The sequence below is a fragment of the Bacillus licheniformis DSM 13 = ATCC 14580 genome, assembly GCF_000011645.1.
GTDB lineage: Bacteria > Bacillota > Bacilli > Bacillales > Bacillaceae > Bacillus > Bacillus licheniformis.
The window spans coordinates 4,114,030-4,137,567 of the sequence record NC_006270.3; the positions used below are offsets into that span (position 1 = coordinate 4,114,030).

Annotated in this window: 17 protein-coding genes; 8 read left to right on the forward strand and 9 right to left on the reverse strand. The window is 47.9% G+C overall.

Annotated elements, in window-relative coordinates; translation table 11 throughout:
• Positions 1–10 precede the first annotated feature (10 nt).
• Together TRNA_RS42525 and TRNA_RS42530 are read right to left on the reverse strand one after the other, a co-directional pair.
• Positions 11–1,696, reverse strand: coding sequence for a methyl-accepting chemotaxis protein (locus TRNA_RS42525; RefSeq protein ID WP_003177874.1), 1,686 nt, complete (start codon positions 1,694–1,696; stop codon positions 11–13).
• 154 nt (positions 1,697–1,850) lie between these two features.
• Positions 1,851–3,275, reverse strand: coding sequence for an alanine/glycine:cation symporter family protein (locus tag TRNA_RS42530; protein WP_003177876.1), 1,425 nt, complete (start codon positions 3,273–3,275; stop codon positions 1,851–1,853).
• Positions 3,276–3,588: 313 nt separating this feature from the next.
• On the opposite strand from TRNA_RS42530, the gene ald reads away from it, so the two are divergent.
• Positions 3,589–4,719 (forward strand): alanine dehydrogenase, encoded by a 1,131-nt coding sequence (gene ald, locus TRNA_RS42535; RefSeq protein WP_003177878.1) that lies wholly within the window; start codon positions 3,589–3,591, stop codon positions 4,717–4,719.
• A gap of 159 nt (positions 4,720–4,878) precedes the next feature.
• Here the strand turns inward: ald and TRNA_RS42540 are convergent, their stop codons facing one another.
• From TRNA_RS42540 to TRNA_RS42565, 6 genes are all read right to left on the reverse strand, one after another.
• Positions 4,879–6,153 carry an arabinogalactan endo-1,4-beta-galactosidase gene (locus TRNA_RS42540; RefSeq protein WP_011201775.1) on the reverse strand — a complete coding sequence of 425 codons (1,275 nt, stop codon included), beginning with the start codon at positions 6,151–6,153 and terminating at the stop codon, positions 4,879–4,881.
• 104 nt (positions 6,154–6,257) lie between these two features.
• Positions 6,258–8,312 (reverse strand): beta-galactosidase, encoded by a 2,055-nt coding sequence (locus tag TRNA_RS42545; RefSeq protein WP_003177882.1) that lies wholly within the window; start codon positions 8,310–8,312, stop codon positions 6,258–6,260.
• A 36-nt stretch (positions 8,313–8,348) separates the two neighbouring features.
• Entirely contained in the window at positions 8,349–9,188 is an 840-nt protein-coding gene (locus TRNA_RS42550; protein WP_011198464.1) for a sugar ABC transporter permease, read from the reverse strand.
• A gap of 3 nt (positions 9,189–9,191) precedes the next feature.
• Positions 9,192–10,448, reverse strand: a complete 1,257-nt coding sequence (locus tag TRNA_RS42555; RefSeq protein ID WP_011198465.1) for a carbohydrate ABC transporter permease — start codon at positions 10,446–10,448, stop codon at positions 9,192–9,194.
• A gap of 82 nt (positions 10,449–10,530) precedes the next feature.
• Positions 10,531–11,799, reverse strand: a complete 1,269-nt coding sequence (locus TRNA_RS42560) for a sugar ABC transporter substrate-binding protein (protein ID WP_003177889.1) — start codon at positions 11,797–11,799, stop codon at positions 10,531–10,533.
• Positions 11,800–11,944: 145 nt separating this feature from the next.
• Complete coding sequence (locus TRNA_RS42565; RefSeq protein ID WP_003177891.1) at positions 11,945–12,937, reverse strand: LacI family DNA-binding transcriptional regulator; 993 nt, start codon at positions 12,935–12,937, stop codon at positions 11,945–11,947.
• Positions 12,938–13,192: 255 nt separating this feature from the next.
• Here TRNA_RS42565 and TRNA_RS42570 point away from each other — a divergent pair, with 255 nt between their 5' ends.
• Genes TRNA_RS42570 through galT form a run of 3 tightly spaced genes read left to right on the forward strand, consistent with a single transcriptional unit; the run spans position 13,193 to position 16,862 of the window.
• Entirely contained in the window at positions 13,193–14,362 is a 1,170-nt protein-coding gene (locus TRNA_RS42570) for a galactokinase (protein WP_009329994.1), read from the forward strand.
• A 14-nt stretch (positions 14,363–14,376) separates the two neighbouring features.
• The gene (gene galE / locus TRNA_RS42575; RefSeq protein WP_009329995.1) at positions 14,377–15,378 is read left to right on the forward strand and encodes a UDP-glucose 4-epimerase GalE; all 1,002 of its coding nucleotides are present in this window, start codon (positions 14,377–14,379) and stop codon (positions 15,376–15,378) included.
• Positions 15,375–16,862 carry a UDP-glucose--hexose-1-phosphate uridylyltransferase gene (gene galT, locus TRNA_RS42580; RefSeq protein WP_009329996.1) on the forward strand — a complete coding sequence of 496 codons (1,488 nt, stop codon included), beginning with the start codon at positions 15,375–15,377 and terminating at the stop codon, positions 16,860–16,862. Before galE ends, galT begins: the two co-directional genes overlap by 4 nt.
• Before the next feature lie 36 nt (positions 16,863–16,898).
• Here galT and TRNA_RS42585 read toward each other — a convergent pair whose 3' ends face one another.
• Positions 16,899–18,071 carry an ROK family transcriptional regulator gene (locus TRNA_RS42585; protein ID WP_009329997.1) on the reverse strand — a complete coding sequence of 391 codons (1,173 nt, stop codon included), beginning with the start codon at positions 18,069–18,071 and terminating at the stop codon, positions 16,899–16,901.
• Between the two features lie 315 nt (positions 18,072–18,386).
• On the opposite strand from TRNA_RS42585, the gene TRNA_RS42590 reads away from it, so the two are divergent.
• From TRNA_RS42590 to gnd, 4 genes are read left to right on the forward strand one after another with little or no spacing between them, the layout of a single operon-like run.
• On the forward strand, positions 18,387–19,118 hold the full coding sequence (locus TRNA_RS42590; RefSeq protein ID WP_003177902.1) for a GntR family transcriptional regulator: 732 nt from the start codon (positions 18,387–18,389) through the stop codon (positions 19,116–19,118).
• Positions 19,111–20,652 (forward strand): gluconokinase, encoded by a 1,542-nt coding sequence (gene gntK, locus TRNA_RS42595; protein ID WP_009329998.1) that lies wholly within the window; start codon positions 19,111–19,113, stop codon positions 20,650–20,652. The genes TRNA_RS42590 and gntK overlap by 8 nt, the downstream gene beginning before the upstream one ends.
• Positions 20,653–20,674: 22 nt before the next feature.
• Positions 20,675–22,021, forward strand: a complete 1,347-nt coding sequence (locus TRNA_RS42600; protein ID WP_003177906.1) for a GntP family permease — start codon at positions 20,675–20,677, stop codon at positions 22,019–22,021.
• 29 nt (positions 22,022–22,050) lie between these two features.
• The gene (gnd, locus tag TRNA_RS42605) at positions 22,051–23,454 is read left to right on the forward strand and encodes a decarboxylating NADP(+)-dependent phosphogluconate dehydrogenase (RefSeq protein WP_003177908.1); all 1,404 of its coding nucleotides are present in this window, start codon (positions 22,051–22,053) and stop codon (positions 23,452–23,454) included.
• The last annotated feature ends 84 nt before the right edge of the window (positions 23,455–23,538 follow it).

Consider the following 23,538-nt stretch of genomic DNA (forward strand, 5'->3'; position numbering starts at 1 on the left):
GGTTTTCTGCTTAATATTTAAATCGATTGATAATGGTTTGAAGTTCTTCAGCCAATTGGGACAGCGATTCCGCTGCATATGAGATTTCTTCCATTGAAGCCAGCTGCTCCTGGGTTGAGGAAGCAACCGCTTTTGTGCTGGCTGACGTTTCCTGTGATCCGGAAGCCAATGTTTGAATGGTGTTTTGAACCATTTCGACACCTGATGTCAGCTGCTGAGTAGAAGCCGCGACTTCTTGGATTTGAGAAGCAACCTGTTCCACCAAGTTTAAAATTTCGTTGAAATTACCGGTCGTCTCCTGCGACAAAGCTATACCGGAGCTGACATTTTCTTGAACGACTTTAATATTATTTACCGTTTCTACCGATTCATTTTGGATCGTTGTGACCAATGATTGAATGTGGCTCGCTGACTTATTCGTTTCGTCCGCCAATTTCCGGACCTCTTCCGCCACGACGGCAAACCCTTTTCCTTGCTCTCCCGCTCTTGCTGCTTCAATTGCCGCGTTCAGCGCCAGCAAATTCGTCTGCTCCGAAATATCGGTGATGAGCGAAGAAATGTTGCTGATTTCCGCCGTGCTGGACACGAGCGCCTGCAGGCCGCTGCCGGCCGAGTCGACTGACTTATCAATGAAGTTCATTTGTTCGAGCATTTTATGAACGGACTCGGAGCCGATTTCGGCTTTGTCTCTCATCGAAGACGACAGATCCGCTATGCTGCCTGTATTGGAGGCAACGGATGATAAACGGTCCAGCAATTCATGAATTGCTTCTGAACTCTTTTCTGTCATTTCGCTTTGCGTCATGTTGCTGTCGGCGATCGCCTGCATCTCTTCGGAAATCAGTTCGGAAGTCGATTTCGATTCCTCCGCGCTTGCGGACAACTGTTCAGAGGATGCGGCGACTTGCTCAGACGAGCTGCTGATCTGCTTCACAATTTGCGTCAGCGACTGGACAAAAGCATTGAAAGAATTGGCAAGCTGGCCGAACTCGTCTTTATTTTTGACGATCACTTTTTTCGTTAAATCCGCCTCGCCGTGGGCGATGTCCTCAAGCTGCTGATTCAGGCTTCTCAACGGTACCAGAATAGACTTCAAGAGCAGCAGACTCAAAACAATTCCCAATATCGCTGATACTCCTGTGACAGCGATGATGACCCATTCGCTCATCGTCCCATTGGCTCTGATCTCTGCTTTCAGATCATCCACCTCTTGTTCCAGGCTTTCGACCAGCTGATTGACAGACGGATCGAGGACATCTTTTCTTAATGTTCTTTCCTCTCCGAAATGGATCGATTCCGCTTTTTTAAGGCTTGAAGCGTAAGTCTGCATGACTTGTTGATTTAAATCCCAATAAGCCTTGAAGTTTTCTTTAATTTCTTCGACGTTCGCTTTGTATGATTTTTCCCGGATCAGTTTTCCGGCCCGGTCAAGACTCTTTAAAACATCGTCGGCCTTGTCCTTCATTCCTTCACTGTATTCATCGTCTCCGGTCATAATAAGGGCTCTCTCGTCATTCGACAAGCCGGTCAGACGGTATTGAATATGCTTAATCTCTTTTTGAAATTCCATCTTGTCCTTAAGTTCTTCATTCTTTTTCACCGTAGAAGAAATCATAAAAACAGAGGAGATTCCGATTCCGAGGATTGAAACGACTAGAATTGATATGATTCCCAGCAGTTTTGTTTTCACTTTCATTATGGTGATCCTTTCTCCTTTATGTCATCAATGATGAAAAACAGTTTTCAAATCAAACATCTTCTTCCCTCCATAGTATCGACATATTTCGTCAAAATTTGAGAAGGTGCAGAATATAAGCCGAAGAAAAAGCTCTGCCGGGAAGGCAGAGCTTTTAATGAATTGGTTTACTTGGCGGGCCCGCCGATTTGGTATGTTCATAGAAGTGGTGAAAATAATCATTTGTCTCTGCTTTGATGACTTTCCAAAGCAGCAGGATGGCGATCAGGTTTGGAATCATCATCAGCGCATTCGCCATATCGGCAAACGCCCAGACGGTGACGAGGTTGGCAACCGTCCCGATGCCGCAGGCGAGGATGTAGACCAGCCTGTAGCCCGCAATTCCTTTGGCGCCTGCCAAATATTCGAAGCACTTTTCTCCGTAAACATACCAGCCGACAATTGTAGAGAAGCCAAAGAAAATGACCGACAGAGACACAATGTATTCGCCTGCCGCGCCGAGTACTGAAGCAAAAGCTGCGCTTGTCAATGCCCCGCCTTCCAGGCTGGCATTATGGGCCACGCCTGATATCAAGCCGCCGGACGGGTCCCAGAAACCGGTAATGATAAGGGTTAAACCGGTCATTGTACACACCACGATCGTCACGATAAATGTCCCGGTCATTGCGACGAGCGCCTGTTTTACCGGATGGTCTGCGCGCGCATTTCCGGCGATTAGCGCCGCCGTCCCAAGGCCTGCTTCGTTTGAGAAAATACCGCGGGATACCCCGTTCCGAACCGCTTCAGATACGGCAATTCCAAGGAAGCCGCCGGCTGCCGCTACAGGGTGGAAAGCATAATAAAAAATCAGCGCAAAAGCCGGAATAATCTTGTCATAATTCAAAATCAGAATCAAGATCGCCCCGCCCATGTAAAGAAAAGCCATGATCGGCACAAAGAAGCTGGCAACGGTGCTGATCCGCTGGATGCCGCCGAAGATAATGACGCTGACGAGAATGACGAGAATCAGCCCTGTCACCCAGTTTTCGATGCCGAAGCTGTTCTTCGTAATATCAGCGATCGTATTGGATTGGACACTGTTGCCTATCCCCAAAGCGGCAAAAGCTCCAAACAGCGCAAAGGCGATGGCGAGTCCTTTAAATTTGCGGCCGAGTCCGTGTTCGATATAATACATCGGCCCGCTTGAATATTCCCCTTTTTCATTTTTTACGCGGAATTTAACAGCCAGCAAGGCTTCCGCGTATTTCGTTGCCATCCCCAACAGCCCGACAACCCACATCCAAAAGATCGAACCCGGTCCGCCGAGTGTCAATGCCGTCGCGACACCTGCGATATTTCCGTTTCCGATCGTAGCGGCGAGCGCTGTCATCAAAGCCTTAAAATGGCTCACATCCCCTTCGGCAGCCGCGTCTTTGCTGTCTTCTTTGCCAAACCCGATCTTAAACGCATAGATCAGGCGGCGAAATTGCAGTCCTTTTAAAACAATCGTTAAAAATAAGCCTGTCCCAAATAATAAAATTAAACTGGGCGGCCCCCATAGTACCTTATTAATCTTGCCTAGTATTTCTAAGATATCCATATGACTCACTCCTGACAAAGATAACGCTTTCATAGCTGCATGAGATATTCTATCACAATGGAAAATGGTTATGTTTGTGAAACGACACAAAATGTAATCGCTTACATTTGTTTTTTTAACAAAGCTATTTTTTAAAGAAAAAAATTTTAATAGATAACTTATCTCCTCAAGCCTTTCACCTTATTCAACGTTCACCAATTTGTTAAATTTCACAAAAAAGCGCTTACATTTTTAATTTTACACACGATGCTCTTCCCGATTCAGAGATTTATACTAGCGGTAGAATCATATTTCATTTGAGGGGGACGACATCATGATCATTGGAATTCCTAAAGAAATTAAAAACAACGAGAACCGTGTAGCCATTACTCCGGCCGGAGTAGTCGCGCTAAAAAAAAGCGGTCATCAAGTTTTAATTGAACAGGGAGCCGGGCTTGGAAGCGGATTCGAGGACGCCGACTACAAAGCAGCCGGGGCGGACATTTTGGCTGAAGCGAAAGATGTGTGGGGAAAAGCGGATATGGTCATGAAAGTGAAAGAGCCGATCAGCTCTGAATACGGCTATTTCCGAAAAGGACTTGTTTTATTTACTTATCTGCACTTAGCGGCTGAACCTAAGCTTGCGAAAGCGCTTGTGGACAGCGGCGTCACAGCCATCGCTTACGAAACGGTCGAAGTGAACCGGACGCTTCCGCTCTTGACTCCAATGAGTGAAGTCGCCGGACGCATGGCTTCGCAGATCGGCGCGCAATTTCTTGAGAAATCAAAAGGCGGCAAAGGCATCCTGTTATCGGGCGTACCCGGTGTAAAACGCGGCAAAGTCACGATCATCGGCGGCGGAGTGGTTGGTACGAACGCTGCCAAAATCGCTGTCGGACTTGGCGCTGACGTCACTTTGATCGACTTGAGCGCTGAGCGCCTCCGTCAGCTCGATGACCAGTTCGGCAAAGACATTCAAACGCTTATGTCCAATCCGCTCAACATTGCGGAAGCCGTAAAAGACTCAGACCTTGTCATCGGCGCCGTCTTAATTCCTGGTGCAAAAGCGCCGAAGCTTGTCACAGAAGAGATGATCAAGTCGATGTCGCCAGGTTCAGTTGTTGTAGACGTGGCGATTGACCAGGGCGGCATTATCGAAACGGTTGATAAAATCACTACGCATGACGATCCGACTTACACGAAGCACGGCGTTGTCCACTATGCCGTCGCCAATATGCCGGGAGCCGTTCCCCGTACATCAACGATCGGCTTAACAAACGTCACCATGCCTTACGCCTTGCAAATCGCAAATAAAGGCGTTGAACAAGCAGTCGCCGAAAATCAGGCGCTCGCTCTCGGCGTCAACGTTGCAAACGGAAGCATCACCTACAAGGCCGTCGCGCGCGACCTTGGATATGAATATGTATCTGTAGAAGATGCATTTCAAACGGTAACCGCTGGTTAAGCGGATTTTATCTCTTGAGAACATTTTAACAACTCTTTCTGACTGTCCTTTCACGAAAAAAGGCTGGATGATATCCGGCCTTTTTTCCATTCTGCTTTAAACATTCAAGGCCGCTTTCCGGCAAACGGCGTCGCCTTCATCTAAGAAACCGGCCACAAGTCAATTTTTGAATGGTGTTCCCGTATCAACATATTGAAACACATGAAGCGACGGCAATGGACGTCCTTTAAAATCAAACAATGCCTGATTGTCTACGGCGCTGCCGCCAAACCACTTTCCTGCGTCTTCCGGGTCATATTCAGCAGCATAGCTTGTAGCCCAGCCTGATCCGTATGTCTCCCAAAGCGCTTTATTTTTCTCGAGCCGGTGAGCCGGTCCTACCGGAATCCATGCCGGTTCCCAATAGAAAACGCCGATTCCGGCTTCACCTACGTCGCTGACCGCTTGAATCACATCACGGACCGCGTTCGCCTGCCCTTGAACGGTGACCGGATTATTCAGCGTTTGGCCGTTTTTCGGAGCTGTATTTCCGTGTCCGTCTCCGTCTTCAGCCGTATACGTATAAGATGTCTCAGCAACCATGACTTTTTTGCCGTACGTATCTGCGACAGATGTCAGGACGGATGTTAAATTCTTCAGCGTGCCATGCCAAAACGGATAATACGAGCTTGCAAACACATCGTAGTCTACATGATGCCGATGAAGCGTCTCGGCAATCCAAGCGTACCTTCCTGACGTCTCCGGATTGGTAAAATGCAAGGCGACTAGGATATTCGAATCCGTCTCTCGCACCGCTTGACTCCCGGCGTTGAATAATTGGCTCATCTTCGCCCAATCCGTTTCACCGGCAAGGCCCCCGTTTGTTTCGTTACCGACCTGCACCATGCCGATGTCGATGCCCGCTGCTTTCATCGCTTTAAGGCTTTGTTTTGTATATTGATAAAGCGCCGTCTTTTTATCTTCAAAGTTTAGGTTCGCCCATGCTTTCGGCGCTTTCTGTTTCGCCGGGTCCGCCCAGAAATCGGAATAGTGGAAATCCGCCAGCAGCTTCATTCCGTTGGCAGTGGCCCGTTTTCCGATCTGAATCGCTTTTTCCAGATCATTATTGCCCCCTCCGTAGCCGTTGCCGTTGGCATCATAGGGATCATTCCATATGCGCACCCGGACATAATTGACGCCTGCTTCCTTCAGCGTTTTGAATATATCCTGTTTCTTTCCGGATTCATTGTAAAAGGCGACGCCGCTCTCTTCCAAAGCGATGATGCTCGAAACATCAACCCCTTTTATAAAATCCTTGCGAAGCCCTGAAACCTTTTCAACATAAAGGCCGCTTTTTGCCGTCCCTGAATCTCTGGCGGCTTCCGCCGGACCGCTTGTTCCAAATGCGCCCAAAACAAATATCAGCACCACAAAAACAGCCAGCACGTTCTTCATCAATCTCGCTTCTCCCCTTTCATAATAGACACACAAGCAAAAAGAAAACGCTTTCATTATTCACCCGGAGAAACATCCACCTTAAAGCGGATGTCCTCCCAGGCCTATTCTTTTGCTTTTACCGCTATTCTGGCCTCATATTTTTCCAATGTGACTTCGCCGGCCAGCGTTTCTCCGGTCAGCATATCTTTAACTGCCGACGCCAACACGACGGGCTGACGTTTTTCCGTGAAATTCATGATGAAAATATAGTCATTTTCCTCATCCTGTCTGACTTGAACGGAGACGCCAGGCTGATGTTTCACGTCAAGAGCCGGTTGAATCGCTAGCTCTTTAATCAATGTTCCATAAAAATCCCGATGAAATTGGCTGCTTAAACGCGCACCGATATAATACGTTTTCCCCTGTTTGTATGGATGGCTCGTCACAGCCGTCGTGTCCGCATAAAAGTCGTCCTCATAGAATCCCTCGGGATCTGCCGTACTGAGCTTCAGCACGGTCGCGTAATCTTTCAGCTCATACGACCGGTTTTGATAACGGACCGCATTTTTATCGCCCGGATAGAGTGTATCGGTTTCAACAGGCTCCATGCCAAACATCTCTTGCAGATCTTTTGGCCATCCGCCTAAATAGGTCAGATCAGATTCGTTGACGATTCCGCTAATATAGGTCATCACCAATGTGCCCCCGTTGGCAGCAAATGCCTTTAAGCGCGCGATTGTTTCTTCGCTTGCTAAGTAAAGCATCGGAACGATCAGCAGCCGGTACGATGAAAAATCCTGTTCCTTCGTAATCACGTCGACTGGAATATCACGCTCCCAAAACGCGCGGTAGTGCTCGTGCAGGGTTTGGGGATACCGCTTGGTTTTCATCCCGAATCCTTGTGCATCTTGGAGCGCCCAATGGTTTTCCCAATCGTAGAGAATCGCGACATCCGCAGGCCGGATCGTTCCGGTGACTTCAGACAGCGCTTCAAGGGTTTGCCCGACTTTTGCCACTTCTTTAAACACGCGGTTCTCGGAACAATTGTCATGGCCGACAACCGCACCATGAAATTTTTCCGATGAGCCGCGGGATTTCCGCCATTGAAAATAGAGGATGCTGTCAGATCCGTGTGCGATCATCTGCACAGAAGACAGGAGGTGCATGCCCGGCCGTTTCGCTTTATTAAAATCGTGCCAATTGACAGCGCTTGGCGTCGATTCCATTAAGAGAAACGGCTGCTGTTTCAGGCTGCGGTACAAATCATTGATAAAGCCGACTTTCATGGCCAAATCTGCTGTGCTTTCCCAATCGTTGTGCCAGGCGGGATACGCGTCCCAGCTGATCACGTCCAGGTGCTTGGCAAACTTGCTGTAGTCCAGCCCTTGAAACGGAATTAAATCATGCGTGTCCGCCATAAAATTGGTCGTAATCGGAATATTCGGCGTGATTTCCTTTAACGGAACGATTTCATTTTGAAAAAAAGAGATCGTCTGGTCAGTGACGAAGCGTCGCCAGTCTAAATTCAAGCCGTGCACCGCATTTTCCCCGATCGGAGACGGCGATTCAATCTGTGACCAATCGTTGAAGGTGTGGCTCCAAAAAGGCGTCCACCATGCGTCATTCAAAGATTTAATATCATGGTTGTACTTCTTTTTCAGCCAGTCTCTGAAGGCGTGCTGACATTGATCACAATGGCATTCTCCTCCGTATTCGTTGGAAACATGCCACATCAAAAGGGCATGCTGGCTGCCGTACCTTTCAGCCAGCATGCGGTTGATCTCTTTCGTTTTTTCACGGTATACGTATGAAGTGAAGCAATGATTGTGCCTTCCGCCGTGCAGCTGTTTGACGCGTTCAGCATTCACGCGCAGCACTTCCGGATACTTTTGCGACAGCCAAGCAGGACGGGCGCCGCTCGGTGTCGCCAATATAATCCGGCCGCCGTTCCGGTGAATGCTCTCAAAAATATCATCCAGCCATTCAAACGTATAGACGCCTTCCTCCGGCTCAAGGGCGCTCCATGAAAAAATCCCCACTGAAAATGTATTCGTATGGGCAAGCTTCATCAGCTTGATGTCATCTGCAAGAATATCCGGACGGTCAAGCCACTGATCCGGATTGTAGTCTCCCCCGTGAAGCATGTATCTTGCTTGGGTCGTATAAATTTTTGGCATAATACTCTCCTTTTTTAGACCATTTTCTCCTTCGGACTATCCTTTCGTTCCGCCTGCCGTCAATCCTGACACAAAGTTCTTTTGCAGCATGATAAAGATGACGGCTACCGGTATGCTGATCAAAATAGCGCCGGCGGCAAACGTCGTATAGCTGGCTCCCATCACCTCATTGACTAAATTGTATAAACCGATCGGCAATGTATACGACTCCGGTGTCCGCAATATCGTCGAAGACAAAACGAAATCCCCGAGCGGCCCGGTGAATCCGTTCATGGCAACGACCGCGATCATCGGTTTGGATAGCGGCATAATAATCTGCAGGAAAATCCTTGTATTGCTTGCGCCGTCAATCTTAGCGCTCTCATCCAAATCGATGGGAATGGAGTCCATATACCCTTTCATCAAATACGTGTTCATCGGTATGAGCCCGCCGATGTACAGCAAAATCAGCAGCCAATGGCTGTTCATCATTCCAAGCATCTGCGCTAAAACGAAGAGCGCAACCAAAGCCGAAAATTGAGGAATCATTTGCAGCAGCAAGAATAAAACTAAAGCGTTTTTCCTTCCTTTAAAACGAAACCGTGAAAAAGCATAAGCTGTAAAAGAAACGCTGATGACCGATCCGATCATCGTAAAGATGCTGATTTTCAGCGAGTTTATATACCATTGCCCGTATTGGAGGCTCTCTTTGCCGGCGAATAATTCTTTATAGTGATCCAATGTCGGATTTGCCGGAATGATAGAAGTGCTGACCAAACTGTTGCCGGGATTAAAGCTGACCCCCACCGTCCAAAGCAGAGGGTATATGATAACGGCTGTCATAAAAGCCAACAGAGAATAGGTCAGAAGGAGCCGAAAGAATCTTCTTTTCTTCATACGTTAAGCCCCCTCTTTGAAAGAATTTGTCCGTCTGAACTGCCACAGTGCAATTGAGATGACAAAGACCGACAGCAGGATCGTCAATGCGGCGGCTAAAGAGTACTGGCTCGACTGCATCGTCAATTTGTAAATCCAGGACACCAGGATGTCGGTTCCTCCCGCTGTTGACCCGGGAACAGCCGGACCGCCTCCATTGAATAGATAAATAATATTGAAGTTATTAAAATTAAAAGTGAATTGCGTAATGATAATCGGCGCCATCGCGATTAAAATCAGCGGCAGTGTAATATGCCTGAATTTCGAAAACGCAGACGCTCCGTCAATCGTCGCCGCTTCATAAAGGTCATCCGGAATCGACTGCAGAACACCGGTTGTTACAATGAACACATACGGAAATCCGAGCCAGCCCTGCATAAGAATAAGCGCCAGCTTCGTCCAATTGGCATTCGTCATCCAAGGAATCGGATCGATGCCGAATGCGGCGAGGATTTGATGATTGAAAGCACCGAAGCTGTCATTAAAAAGGCCGGCAAACACGAGAATGGTAACAAAACCGGGCACGGCCCAAGGCAAGACAAGAATCGTCCGGAAAATTTTTTTAAAGCGGACTTCCTTCTGATTGACGACAACCGCCAACAAAATTCCCAACCCGACTTGGAGCGTGGAAGCGACAAGCGTCCAAACAATGGTCCAAGCTAAAACATCCAAAAAGGTCGACCGCCAAATATCAACGGTGAAAATTTCGGAAAACGTTTTAATTCCTACCCAATCGACAAGGCGGGCAGGCGGAGAATGGTAGAGGTTATAGTTTGTAAAAGCTAATGCAAAGCTGAACAAAATCGGAAAAACAACGGCAAAAACCAGGATGAACAGCGATGGCCCGCTGATGAGATACGGATATCCCTGAGCTATTAAATTATGATATTGTTCCTTGAGTGAACTGAGCTCCTTTTGTTCATCGCGCCTCTTTCCGTTTTGGTAGGCGTCCCGCAAATTGGCGTAATAGACAGCCAGCCCAAAACAGGTGACAATCACAGCAATAATGCCTTTTGCCAATAGAAAAATCGAGTTGTCGCGCGGCACTTCGGTTCCAAGCGTAAACAGGCCCCACAGCCCCATATTCAGCAAATCGCCAAAAACCGCAAAGAACGAGACGCCTAAAAGAAGGAATAACAGACCCTTTATCCATTGTTTATTGTAGAATTGGCCCAGACCGGGAATAATTGATAATAGTAAAGCTTTTTTGCGATGCTGCACCTTCTCCTTCACCTCTTTATATGGACGTGCTTATAATAAATGGCGCCAAACTTAAGACAAGTTTGACACCACCGCCCGCGGCTTATTTGCTGCCGCTGTGCTTCGCTTTGATCTGTCCTTGTATCGTTTCCGCGGCTTGATCAAGCGCTTTTTTCGGTTCGGCTTTTCCGGTTGCAATTGTTTGCAGAGCCGCATCCGCCGGCGTCCATACTTCATTCATCTCAGGAATATTCGGTGTCAACTCTGAGTACTGAGATTGCTCGGCAACGGCTTGAGCCGCTTCGCTTTTTGTGACGGCAGGATCATCCGCCAGTTCTTTGACTGCGGGTACTTCTTTTGTGATCTCATATCTCTTCTTTGAGTTTTCTTTATTGGCGAGGAAGACGACTAATTGTTCGGCTAGATCGGCATTCTTCGAATAAGCGCTTACATTGTAGCTCTTCACGCCGACAAAAGAACTCATATGCTTGCCGTTGGACAGTTTAGGCAGCTTGGCAACCCCGTAATTGATACCCGCTTTTTTGAACGGTTCCAGGTTCCACGGGCCTGAAATGATCGCTGCTGCTTTTCCTTCCGTAAACAGCGATTCCAGCACATTGATGCCCTGCTCCCCAATAATTCCGGCAGGGAACAGCCCCTCTTGGTAAAACTTCTGAATGTACTCGGCGCCTTCGACTGCACCTTTGTTGTTCAAGCCTAGGTCGGCCGGATCATAAGTGCCGTCGGCATCGCTTTTAAAAATGTAGCCGCCGTACCCTCCCATGACGCTCTGTGCATAATAAATCTGGTCAAACAGCGCCAGGAAGCCGAATTTTTTGCCGTCAGCCGTTTTTTTGGAATACTCATACCATTCATCCAGCGTTTTCGGCAGTTCTTTTTCAGAAATTAAATCTTTATTATAGTAGAGCATCGTCGTTTCGACCGCTTTCGGCAGGCCGTAGACCTTGCCGTTTGTCACCTGCGATCTCATGGCAGGTTCCGTATAGATCGATTGGATCTCTTTGTCCACCTTTAATTCCTTGATCAAACCTTCCGTTACCGCTGTCCCGATTTGGTCTCCGGGCATCGTTAACACATCCGGACCCGTTCCCGCCGGTCCATCCATCCGCAAGTCTTCGATCTGCTTTGCGTAAGGCTTTTCAACGACTTTGACAGATACGCCGTGCTCTTTTTCAAATTGGGCGACGGCATCTTTAATGCCTTCGCTTTTCTCTTTATCTTCCCAGACCACGAGTTCCTTTTGCTTCGAGTCTGATGCTCCATTGCTGCTCTCTTTAGGCCCGCAGGCAGTTAAAGACAAACTGAGAGCAATGACACTGCTGATTCCAACATATTTTTTCATATTCATCATTTGTCTCATTCCTTTTATTGGAGTGAAAGCGCTTTACAAAAACAATATAGCATGTCTTAGGAAAAGTGTAAACAATTATTTTACTTACACAGGTAAAATGTTTTACGAAAAAAAGCGCGGATTGTGAACAGCAGCCCGCGCTTTTTTAATTGGTGCTTTTCCTGACCACCAGTTCGGCACCGATATATAGCGTTTTTACAGCTTTTCTTTTTTGAAGTATTTGTTCCAAAAGCAATTCAATAGCGTTTTTGCAAAGCTCTTTAATATCGATATGGAATGTCGTCAGCGGGGGAGATACGTATTTCGCTACACTGATGTTGTTGATGCTGATGATGCTGACTCTGCCCGGGATGGCGATCCCTTTTTCATTTAAGGCCTGAAGGCAGCCTACGGCAATCGGATCCGCCGCTGTAAAAAAGGCCGTCGGCAGCTTTTCTCCCAATGTTTCAACTGCTTTGTCCATCAGATGGTAGCCGTTTTCCACCGAAAAACCCCTCCGGCAAAAAATAAAGCTTTCCTCCAAGAGCCCTTTTTCCTTCATATATTCGCGAAACGTTCGTTCCCTTACGTCCATTTCGTCTTCATCTGTATTGGGGTTGTGGTACGTACCTCCGATAAAGCCGATCTTTTCATGCCCTTTCTCAATGAGAAAATCTACCGTTTTCCTCGTCATCTGCTTTAAGTCCGGCCTGACTGAATCAAAGTGATTCGGATCAGGCGTCGAATCGATAAATACACCGTGAGGCGTCATCTGTCTTAATCGGATTAATTCATCATCTGAAAACGAGCCGACGGCAATGAATCCTTCTATGTTTTCGGGAATGGCGTCAATGCCTCCCGAAATTTTATACGTTGCCAGTTCGACGTTGAATTGCTTTGCGAGCTTCTCGATTTCCAGCCTCATCGTTTTAAAATACACGTCTTCGAGCTCTTCCTTATCCGTCAGCCAGTACAGAAACGCGATGTTTTTTACCAGTGTCCTGATCGTTTTCTTGCGGTAGTTCAGGCTTTCCGCCACTTCAAATATTTTCTCCCGCGTCTCATCGGGTACGGAAAGGCTTTCGTCGTTATTCAATACGCGGGAAACCGTTGAGATGGAATACCCCGCCTTTTCTGCAACATCTTTTATCGTCGCCACGATTGTAAAACCTCCATATGAACACCTTTATTTTAAATATCAAATTTTTTAGTAAAATATTTTACTAATTTAACGTTGATTTGCGTAAAAGTCAAGTGCTGATTGCCCTATCCCCGCCAATAAGGATTTTACATGAAAACGCTTCATTTGAAAAAACACTTTTTATTGCACCAATCGAAAACCCGTAGTAAACTGGGGTTGAACTTAATTAAATTAATTTATTAAGTCTGGTACGTCAAACGAATAGGAGGATATATGAATACTGCAGCCGCTTTATCAAACGACTTTCGTTCTATTTTTAAGACAGAAAAGACACCGCGAACCTTTTTTGCTCCGGGAAGGATCAACTTAATCGGCGAACACACGGATTATAATGGAGGGCATGTTTTCCCCGCCTCGATTTCATTTGGCACCTATGCCCTTGGCGTGAAGCGCGATGATCAAATGATCCGCTTCTATTCAAAGAACTTCCCTGACAAAGGAATAATTGAATGCAGCTTGAGCGATTTAGCCTTTGACCAGTCCGACGGCTGGGCCAATTATCCGAAGGGAATGTTCCTTTTGACGAAAGCGGCAGGCCATCAAATCGTTCACGGCGCCGATATTTTGTATTACGGAAATATTCCGCACGGAGCGGGCCTCTCTTCTTCCGCATCGATTGAGCTTGCGACAGGCGTTTTGTTAAAAGGGCTTTATGATTTGCAGACAGACACGATCTCCATGGTGAAGCTCGGACAAAAAGTCGAAAACGAATACATTGGCGTGGGGAGCGGCATTATGGATCAATTCGCGATCGGCATGGGGAAAAAGGATCACGCGATTTTGCTAGACTGCCGTACACTTGATTACACATACGCTCCCTTCGTGTTGAAAGAACACGATGTGATCATCATCAATACAAACAAACAGCGGACGCTGGCCGGGTCTAAATATAATGAAAGGCGCACCCAATGTGAAGAGGCGCTCGGCGATCTGCAACAGGAGTTGTCGATCGCAAGCCTGGGCGAATTGACGATGGAAGGATTTGAAGCCCATCAGCACCTCATCAGAAATGAAATCAATCAAAAACGCGCCAAACATGCTGTCTACGAAAATGCCCGGACGCTGAAGGCGCTTGAAAAACTTCGCGAAGGCGACCTCGCCGGATTTGGCAAGCTGATGAATGAATCCCATTTGTCATTAAGGGATGATTATGAAGTGACGGGGCTGGAGCTTGATGCCATTGTCCAGGCGGCCTGGGAACAAGACGGTGTCCTTGGCGCCCGCATGACCGGCGCCGGGTTCGGCGGCTGTGCGATTGCGATTGTAGAAAAAGACCGGACAGACAGCTTTAAAGAACGCGTGAATGCCGTCTACCGCGAAACGGTTGGCTATGATGCCGCTTTTTATACTGCGGCAATAGGCGACGGCGCCAAAGAAATATAGAAAGGGGAATGGATATGAGCGTGTTGGTTTTGGGCGGTGCCGGCTATATCGGTTCACACGCCGTGTACCAATTAATAGACAGAGGCGAAAACGTCGTTGTCGTTGACAACCTCGAGACCGGCCAAAGACAGGCAGTACATCCTGATGCGATCTTTTATGAAGGGGATGTGCGCGATCGCGATTTCCTCCGCACGGTTTTCGAAAAGGAACGTATTGAAGAAGTGATCCATTTTGCCGCCAGTTCACTTGTCGGCGAATCGATGAAAGATCCGCTCAAATATTACGACAACAATGTATCCGGAACACAGGTTTTGCTTCAGGCGATGCTCGAGCACGATGTAAAAAAAATCGTATTCTCCTCGACGGCGGCCGTCTACGGAGAGCCTGAATCGTTGCCGATTACAGAAGACATGCCGACAATGCCGACAAGCACCTACGGGGAAACGAAACTGATCATGGAAAAGCTCATGAAGCGGACTGAAGAAGCCCATGGGATCAGCTTTGTGTCTCTCAGGTACTTCAATGTTGCAGGGGCAAGGGAGACGGGAGAAATCGGAGAAGACCACCGTCCGGAAACACACCTAGTCCCCCTCATCCTGCAGACCGCTCTCGGCCAAAGACCGCATATAACGATTTTCGGCGATGACTATGATACGCCCGACGGCACATGCATCCGCGACTATGTTCATGTTGAAGACCTCATTGACGCTCATCTGTCGGCATTAGACTATTTAAGAAAAGGCGGCAAAAGCGATATATTCAATCTCGGCAGCAGCGAAGGATTTTCGGTGAAAGAAATGATTGATGCGGCCAGAAAGGCAACCGGGAAAGACATTACCGCCGAGATCGGCAAGCGCAGAGCCGGCGACCCGAGCATCCTGATTGCCGGCTCTCACAAGGCAAAGCAAGTTCTGGGCTGGAGGCCTTCGCGCACATCTGTAGCAAAGATTATTGAAGATGCATGGAAGTGGCATTCCTCGCATCCAAACGGTTACAGGAAGGAAGTGTCAACATGATTGAACAAGACATAGCCGGACTCATTCAAAAAGCGCTTGAAGCAGGGTTTATCGAACCGGCTGACGTGAACTACGCGCGCAACCAAGTGATGAATCTGCTGGGCTTGGAATCGTTTCCTGAGGAAGCCACTGCTGCTTCCGGCGACTCCATCCCAGACCTTTTGGAAAAACTCGCAGCCTATGCAGTCGAACACGGCGTGATAACCGACGATCTAGACGCGAAAGACATGCTGGCGGCAAATGTGATGAACTGCTTTGTTGCAAGACCTTCTGTCATCAATGCAGTGTTCCAGCAGAAATACGAACAATCGCCGCTGGCAGCCACCGAATATTTTTATCAGCTCAGCAAAAACAGCAACTATATCCAGACGAAGCGAATTGAAAAAAATATTTCGTATCAGATGGATACGCCTTACGGCACAATGGATATTACGATCAATTTGTCAAAGCCGGAAAAAGACCCTGAACAAATCAAACGGGAGCGCGCCGCTGCAAAACAATCGCGCAGCTATCCGATGTGCCTGCTGTGCAAAGAAAACGAGGGGTATGCGGGACGAATCGGGTATCCTGCCCGGGCAAACCACAGGATTATTAAAGTCCCGCTCGCCGGAGAAAACTGGTATTTTCAATATTCTCCATATGCTTACTATAACGAACACAGCATTTTATTTTCTGAGCAGCATCGGCCGATGAAAATTGATAAGCTTGCCTTTCACAGGCTGCTTGCTTTTACTGAGCTGTTTCCGCATTATTTTATCGGATCGAATGCCGATTTGCCGATCGTCGGCGGGTCTATTTTAAGCCATGACCATTATCAGGCCGGACGATATGAGTTTGCGATGACGCGCGCGGAAGGCGCGTTCTCCTTTCAAATCAAACAGCATCCGGCCATCGAAGCTTCCGTTTTAAAATGGCCGATGTCCGTCATCCGCTTGAAAGGAACTGCGATCAACAGCCTTGTTGAAGCGGCGGACCATATTTTTCAGACTTGGAAAAACTACTCGGATCAACAAGCGGATATCTCGGCTTTTACAGATGGCACGCCACATAACACGATTACGCCTATCGCAAGAAACGTGAGCGGCGTTTATGAAATCGACCTTGTGCTCAGAAACAACCGGACATCTGCCGAGCACCCATACGGCATATTCCATCCGCATGCTGACGTTCACCATATTAAGAAAGAGAATATCGGCTTAATCGAAGTGATGGGCCTGGCCGTCCTTCCTCCCCGCTTAAAGACCGAATTGGCGGCAGTGAAAGAATTCCTGCTCGGTCAGTCAGATGCCGTTGAAGCGCATCACCGGGAATGGGCCGAACAGCTCAAAACCGAATACGGAGAGCTGTCCGAACCGGAGCAGGCTGAATCAATTGTACGAAAAGAACTTGGCAAGAAATTTGTCAAAGCCCTTGAGGACGCCGGAGTATTCAAAGACCGCGAAGCTTTCATGCGCTTTATCCGCACAGTCAATCATCAGGGGTAAGGCTTCACCGGTGTTAAAATAGGCGAAAAAATAAGCTTATTTTAGCACCGGATCAAACAGCTCCGCCAGCAGCAATGAAACGGCTCCGTAAAGCGTCGCTTCATCGCCGAGCTTCGTTATCGTCACTTCTGTCTGCCTCGCTTCGGCTGTTAAAGCTTTCTGCTGTATCGTTTCTCGTATCGCCGGCAATATGAACCTCCCGCCCTTCATCACTCCTCCTCCCAGCACGATTTTGCCCGGATTGACAAGATGAATGAAATTGGTCAGCCCGATTCCGATGATCACACCGGTTTCCTGAAAAAGTTCGATACATGTTTGGCAGCCGTTCTCGGCCATTTCAAACAAATCTTTGGCTGTCAGGCTGTCAGTGCTTTCTTTCAACCGCTTTTTCCCCCGTTCGGCAATTGCTTTTCCGCTCACAATCGTCTGCAGGCAGCCGCGGTTGCCGCACTCGCACTTTTCTCCATTGATATCAATGATCATATGGCCCAGTTCACCCGCGATCCCTTCAGCTCCATGGTACAGTTTTCCGTTGATGACGATCCCCGCACCGACGCCGCGGCCGATATTCACGGCAGCCATGCTCCCTGCGTCATCGCGGCCGCCGAACCACGATTCGCCAAGCGCCATCGCCCGGGCATCGTTTTCAACTCTTACGGTTAAGTTGAATTCTTGTTCCAGCACATCTTTGATGGGGATATTGGTTAAGTTTAAAATCGGTGCGATGCGCGACATTCCCGTTTCAGCATCGACCACACCGTGCATTGCAATGCCGATCCCGATGATCTTTTCTTGCTCGACATCGGCACGTCCCAAAATGGCATAGACACTTTCTTTTAAAACTTCCATGAACCTCTCGTTTGTCAGCGGTTTTTTCAGCAGGCTGGACGTCCGCTGCAAAATCCCTCCGGCTAAATCGGTTAAGACGCACTCCACCGTCTCAGGCCCGGCATCAATGCCAATGACATAATAGGCACCCGTGTTGATGTGGAGCATGGTCGGCTTTCTTCCGCCGCTCGAACGACCGAGCGTGCTTTCTTTAACGAGTCCTTGTCCGATGAGCTCTTTGACGATGCTTGAGACCGTGGGAGGGGTGATCTTTGTTTCCTTGGCGATCTCAGCTCTCGAAATCGGCTCTGATGTTCTGATTTTATTAAGAATGATCGATTTGTTCACCGATTTCATTAATTGAAATGTACCGCGCTGCATGTGAAATCCTCCATTTACACCATATCGTAGGTTTTATTGTACCATGGTTAATTAATTAAATTAACAAACGAAAACAAGATAGGTGTTTCCGAAGGCTTTGTACAACATTGCCACAGAAATGGTCAAAACATAAAGGGCACCTGCTCCCTTTACTTTTTTGCTTCAGGGGGGCTTTCAAAGCGCTTCTGCAAAACAAATGGTTTCTAAATGGAAAAATTCTTCGAAAAATTTAAAATGAAAGTGTTTGCATAATCAAAATAATCGCGTTATCATACTTGTATACAAGTATACTCGTATAACTAGGAAGGTGAGTGTATGAGCGAATCTAAAGGCCTTTTATATCCGGAGAAGTGGCTTTCTAGAGCTTCAACTGGTGTTCGCGTCGCATGCGAGCTGAGAATGCGCATTATTTCCGGTTTGATTGAAAGCGGTACCATTTTATCTGAAAATAAATTGGCTGCGGAATTCTCGGTGAGCCGGTCTCCCATCCGCGAGGCTTTAAAAATACTGGCATCGGAAAAAATCATCCGTTTGGAACGGATGGGGGCCGTTGTCATCGGTTTAACCGAAAAAGAAATAGGAGAAATTTATGATGTGCGCCTGGTGATGGAAACATTCGTATTCGAACGGCTTGGACAGGCCAATGTCGACGAACTGGTAACAGACCTCAGCAAAATATTGGAGATGATGAAAGTCTCCATCAAATACAAAGATGCCGACGAGTTCTCATTTCAAGACGTCTTATTTCACGAAACGATTGTCCGCTCCATCAATCATTCTTACATTTTGATGATATGGAACAATCTCAAACCTGTGATGGAAAGCTTTATTCTTTTATCCATGCGGGCCCGCTTAAAAGAAAAATACGAAGACTTTGAACGAATTCTCGATAACCATGAACTTTATATTCAAGCGATCAAAACGAAAGACAGGGATCTGATGCTTAAATCCCTACATCAAAATTTCGATGACGTACAAGGTAAAGTTGAAGATCTATGGCTGTCGCAACAAATGCTGGCGAAAGGAGCCGAACAACAAAATGACTAGTTATATGTTAGGCATAGATATCGGTACGACAAGCACGAAAGCGGTTTTATTCAGTGAAAAAGGGGACGTGATCCAAAAGGAAAGCATCGGCTACCCGCTTCACACGCCGGACATCTCGACCGCTGAACAAAACCCGGATGAGATCTTTCAGGCCGTCATCCAGTCAACGGCGAAAATCATGCAGCAGCATCCCGACAAACAGCCGTCATTCATTTCATTCAGCAGTGCGATGCACAGCGTGATTGCGATGGACGAAAACGACAAGCCGCTCACCTCCTGCATCACTTGGGCAGATAACAGAAGCGAAGGCTGGGCTCATAAAATCAAAGAAGAAATGAACGGGCACAATATCTACAAACGGACGGGAACGCCGATTCACCCGATGACGCCGCTAAGCAAAATCACGTGGATTGTGAACGAACATCCTGAAACCGCTGCCAAAGCGAAAAAATATATCGGAATCAAAGAATATATTTTCAAAAAACTATTTGATCAATATGTCGTTGATCACTCATTAGCTTCGGCGATGGGAATGATGAATCTCAAAACCTTGGCCTGGGACGAGGAAGCACTTGCGATTGCCGGCATCACGCCCGACCACTTATCAAAGCTCGTTCCGACAACAGCAATTTTCCATAATTGCAATCCGGAACTGGCGGCGATGATGGGAATCGATCCGCAAACGCCGTTTGTCATCGGCGCAAGCGACGGCGTGCTGTCCAACCTCGGCGTCAACGCGATTAAAAAAGGCGAAATCGCCGTCACCATCGGGACAAGCGGCGCGATTCGCACGATTATCGATGAGCCGCAAACCGATGAAAAAGGCAGAATCTTTTGCTATGCCTTAACTGAAAACCATTGGGTCATCGGCGGGCCAGTCAACAACGGCGGGATCGTCCTTCGCTGGATCAGAGATGAATTTGCTTCATCAGAAATCGAAACCGCAAAACGCCTCGGCATTGATCCATATGATGTCTTGACCAAAATTGCCGAACGCGTCAGACCGGGTGCCGACGGACTGCTGTTCCATCCATACCTCGCAGGCGAACGGGCGCCGCTCTGGAATCCGGATGTGCGCGGTTCATTCTTCGGCCTCACCATGTCCCATAAAAAAGAACACATGATCCGCGCGGCATTGGAAGGGGTTATTTACAATCTGTACACCGTCTTCCTGGCGTTGACAGAATGCATGGACGGTCCAGTTGCCCGAATTCAGGCGACCGGAGGCTTCGCAAGGTCTGATGTGTGGAGGCAAATGATGGCCGATATTTTCGAATCGGAAGTCGTCGTGCCGGAAAGCTATGAAAGCTCTTGTCTCGGAGCCTGCATTTTGGGACTGTACGCGACGGGAAAAATCGATTCGTTCGATGTCGTCTCCGACATGGTCGGAAGCACGCACAGACACGCGCCGAAAGAAGAATCGGCCAAAGAATACAGAAAATTAATGCCGATCTTTATCAACTTATCTCGAGCACTGGAAAACGAGTATACACAAATTGCAAATTATCAAAGAAGCTTAACCAGCAAAAAATAGGGGAAGAATTGGAGGCGTTATCATGCCATTATTAATCGTAGCAATCGGGATTGTCGCATTATTGCTTTTGATTATGGGGTTAAAACTGAATACGTTTGTTTCCTTGATTATCGTATCGTTCGGTGTTGCATTGGCACTTGGAATGCCGTTTGACGACATCGTCAAAACGATTGAACAAGGCCTTGGCGGAACGCTCGGCCATATCGCATTGATCTTCGGGCTCGGCGCCATGCTGGGCAAGCTGATCGCGGATTCAGGGGGCGCTCAGCGCATTGCGATGACCCTCGTCAACAAATTCGGGGAGAAAAACATCCAATGGGCGGTCGTCATCGCCTCCTTTATCATCGGGGTTGCTTTATTCTTCGAAGTCGGATTGGTTTTATTGATTCCAATTGTATTCGCAATTTCAAGAGAATTGAAGATTTCTATTTTATACCTCGGAATTCCGATGACGGCGGCCTTATCCGTCACACACGGCTTCCTGCCTCCGCATCCGGGACCGACGGCTATCGCGGGAGAACTCGGCGCCAATATCGGGGAAGTGCTGCTCTACGGTATCATTGTTGCAATTCCAACCGTTCTTTTGGCCGGACCTTTATTTACGAAACTGGCGAAAAAAATCGTACCGCAATCATTTGAGAAAATGGGCAGCATCGCTTCACTCGGTGAACAGAAAACGTTCAAGCTTGAAGAGACGCCAGCCTTTGGCATCAGCGTCTTCACAGCTATGCTTCCAGTCATTATCATGTCGATTTCGACTATTATTACTCTCATTCAAGAAACAATGGGACTTGCAGACAACAGCTTCCTGGCAGCGATTCGTTTAATCGGGAATGCCTCGACTTCGATGGTCATCTCCCTGTTGTTCGCGATTTATACGATGGGTATCGCCAGAAAGATCCCGATCAAACAAGTGATGGATTCCTGTTCAACCGCCATTACTCAAATCGGAATGATGCTCTTGATCATCGGGGGCGGCGGCGCATTCAAACAAGTCTTGATCAACGGCGGAGTAGGCGACTATGTAGCTGAATTATTCAAAGGAACGGCCATGTCGCCGATCTTGCTCGCCTGGGTCATTGCCGCGATTCTGCGAATCTCTTTAGGTTCCGCGACAGTTGCTGCATTAAGCACGACCGGACTCGTTCTTCCGATGCTCGGACAAAGCGATGTCAATCTTGCACTGGTTGTGCTTGCAACAGGGGCAGGAAGTGTAATCGCTTCCCATGTCAACGACGCGGGCTTCTGGATGTTCAAAGAGTATTTCGGCCTGAGCATGAAAGAAACATTCGCCACCTGGACACTGCTTGAAACAATTATCGCGGTGGCCGGATTAGGATTTACTTTATTGTTAAGTCTATTTGTATAAAAAAGTTTTAGTGAAGGAGCAGGTACTACATGTGCAATACAATCGGTGTCATAGGTTTGGGGGTCATGGGGAGCAATATCGCCCTGAACATGGCAAGCAAAGGCGAACAAGTCGCCGTCTATAACTACACAAGGGATTTAACCGATCAACTCGTCCAAAAAACGGGAGGCCAAACAGTCAAGCCATACTATGAGCTTGAAGATTTCGTACAGTCTTTAGAAAAGCCGCGAAAAATCTTTCTTATGGTCACAGCAGGCAAACCGGTCGATTCTGTCATCGACTCGCTCGTCCCTCTGCTTGAAGAAGGGGACGTCATCATGGACGGCGGCAACTCCCACTATGAAGATACAGAACGACGATATGACAGTTTGAAAGTGAAAGGAATCGGCTACTTGGGAATCGGCATTTCCGGCGGCGAAATCGGCGCTTTAAAAGGCCCATCCATTATGCCAGGCGGAGACCGGGACGTCTACGAAAAAGCCGCTCCGATTCTCACAAAAATCGCCGCCCAAGTGGATGGAGATCCATGCTGTGTCTACATCGGTCCGAAAGGCGCGGGTCATTTTGTCAAAATGGTGCACAACGGCATCGAATACGCAGACATGCAGCTCATCGCCGAAGCATATACGTTTTTAAGAGAAAAGCTTCTTTTGCCGATAGATGAAATCGCTGACATTTTCGACACGTGGAATCAAGGAGAGCTGAACAGCTATTTAATCGAAATCACGGCGGAGATCCTGCGGAAAAAGGATGAGAAGACGGGCGCTCCACTCATCGACGTCATCCTCGACAAAACCGGCCAAAAAGGCACGGGCAAATGGACGAGCCTGCAGGCCGTCGACAACGGCATTCCATCATCGATTATCACGGAATCCCTGTTTGCCCGTTACCTGTCATCATTAAAAGACGAACGGACAGCTGCGGAAAAAGTATTGGCCGGACCTGCAACAGAAGAACGGCGCCTGGATCAAAACGTGTGGATCGACCGCGTCAGACAGGCATTATATATGGGCAAAATCTGCGCCTATGCACAAGGCTTCGCTCAATACAAAATGACATCTGACCTGAACGGATGGAACCTGCCGTTAAAGGACATCGCCCTCATCTTCCGCGGCGGCTGCATCATCCGCGCACAATTTTTAAATCTCATCAGCGAGGCGTTCGACAAACAGCCGGACCTGTCCAACCTGCTGGTCGCACCTGACTTCGCTGAAAAACTAAAAGAATACCAGTCCGGCTTGCGGAAGGTCGTCTGCGAAGGCATCAGCTCAGGCATCTCATTCCCGTGCCTAAGCACTGCCCTTTCCTATTACGACGGCTACCGCACAGGCCGCTCAAACGCAAACCTCCTGCAGGCCCAGCGCGATTATTTCGGCGCTCACACGTATGAGCGGACGGATATGGAAGGCGTGTTTCATACGGACTGGTATTAAAAACTGCACCCCGGATCTCGGGGTGCATTCTTATTTCACTCAAATGGATTTTCATACTTTGTTCAACATTTCACAAACTTATAT

Bases quoted from the DNA above. Each gene is read 5' to 3' on its own strand.
- TRNA_RS42525 (WP_003177874.1), bottom strand. From the start codon at position 1,696: ATGAAAGTGAAAACAAAACTGCTGGGAATCATATCAATTCTAGTCGTT.
- TRNA_RS42530 (WP_003177876.1), bottom strand. From the start codon at position 3,275: ATGGATATCTTAGAAATACTAGGCAAGATTAATAAGGTACTATGGGGG.
- ald (WP_003177878.1), top strand. From the start codon at position 3,589: ATGATCATTGGAATTCCTAAAGAAATTAAAAACAACGAGAACCGTGTA.
- TRNA_RS42540 (WP_011201775.1), bottom strand. From the start codon at position 6,153: ATGAAGAACGTGCTGGCTGTTTTTGTGGTGCTGATATTTGTTTTGGGC.
- TRNA_RS42545 (WP_003177882.1), bottom strand. From the start codon at position 8,312: ATGCCAAAAATTTATACGACCCAAGCAAGATACATGCTTCACGGGGGA.
- TRNA_RS42550 (WP_011198464.1), bottom strand. From the start codon at position 9,188: ATGAAGAAAAGAAGATTCTTTCGGCTCCTTCTGACCTATTCTCTGTTG.
- TRNA_RS42560 (WP_003177889.1), bottom strand. From the start codon at position 11,799: ATGATGAATATGAAAAAATATGTTGGAATCAGCAGTGTCATTGCTCTC.
- TRNA_RS42570 (WP_009329994.1), top strand. From the start codon at position 13,193: ATGAATACTGCAGCCGCTTTATCAAACGACTTTCGTTCTATTTTTAAG.
- galE (WP_009329995.1), top strand. From the start codon at position 14,377: ATGAGCGTGTTGGTTTTGGGCGGTGCCGGCTATATCGGTTCACACGCC.
- galT (WP_009329996.1), top strand. From the start codon at position 15,375: ATGATTGAACAAGACATAGCCGGACTCATTCAAAAAGCGCTTGAAGCA.
- TRNA_RS42585 (WP_009329997.1), bottom strand. From the start codon at position 18,071: ATGCAGCGCGGTACATTTCAATTAATGAAATCGGTGAACAAATCGATC.
- TRNA_RS42590 (WP_003177902.1), top strand. From the start codon at position 18,387: ATGAGCGAATCTAAAGGCCTTTTATATCCGGAGAAGTGGCTTTCTAGA.
- gntK (WP_009329998.1), top strand. From the start codon at position 19,111: ATGACTAGTTATATGTTAGGCATAGATATCGGTACGACAAGCACGAAA.
- TRNA_RS42600 (WP_003177906.1), top strand. From the start codon at position 20,675: ATGCCATTATTAATCGTAGCAATCGGGATTGTCGCATTATTGCTTTTG.
- gnd (WP_003177908.1), top strand. From the start codon at position 22,051: ATGTGCAATACAATCGGTGTCATAGGTTTGGGGGTCATGGGGAGCAAT.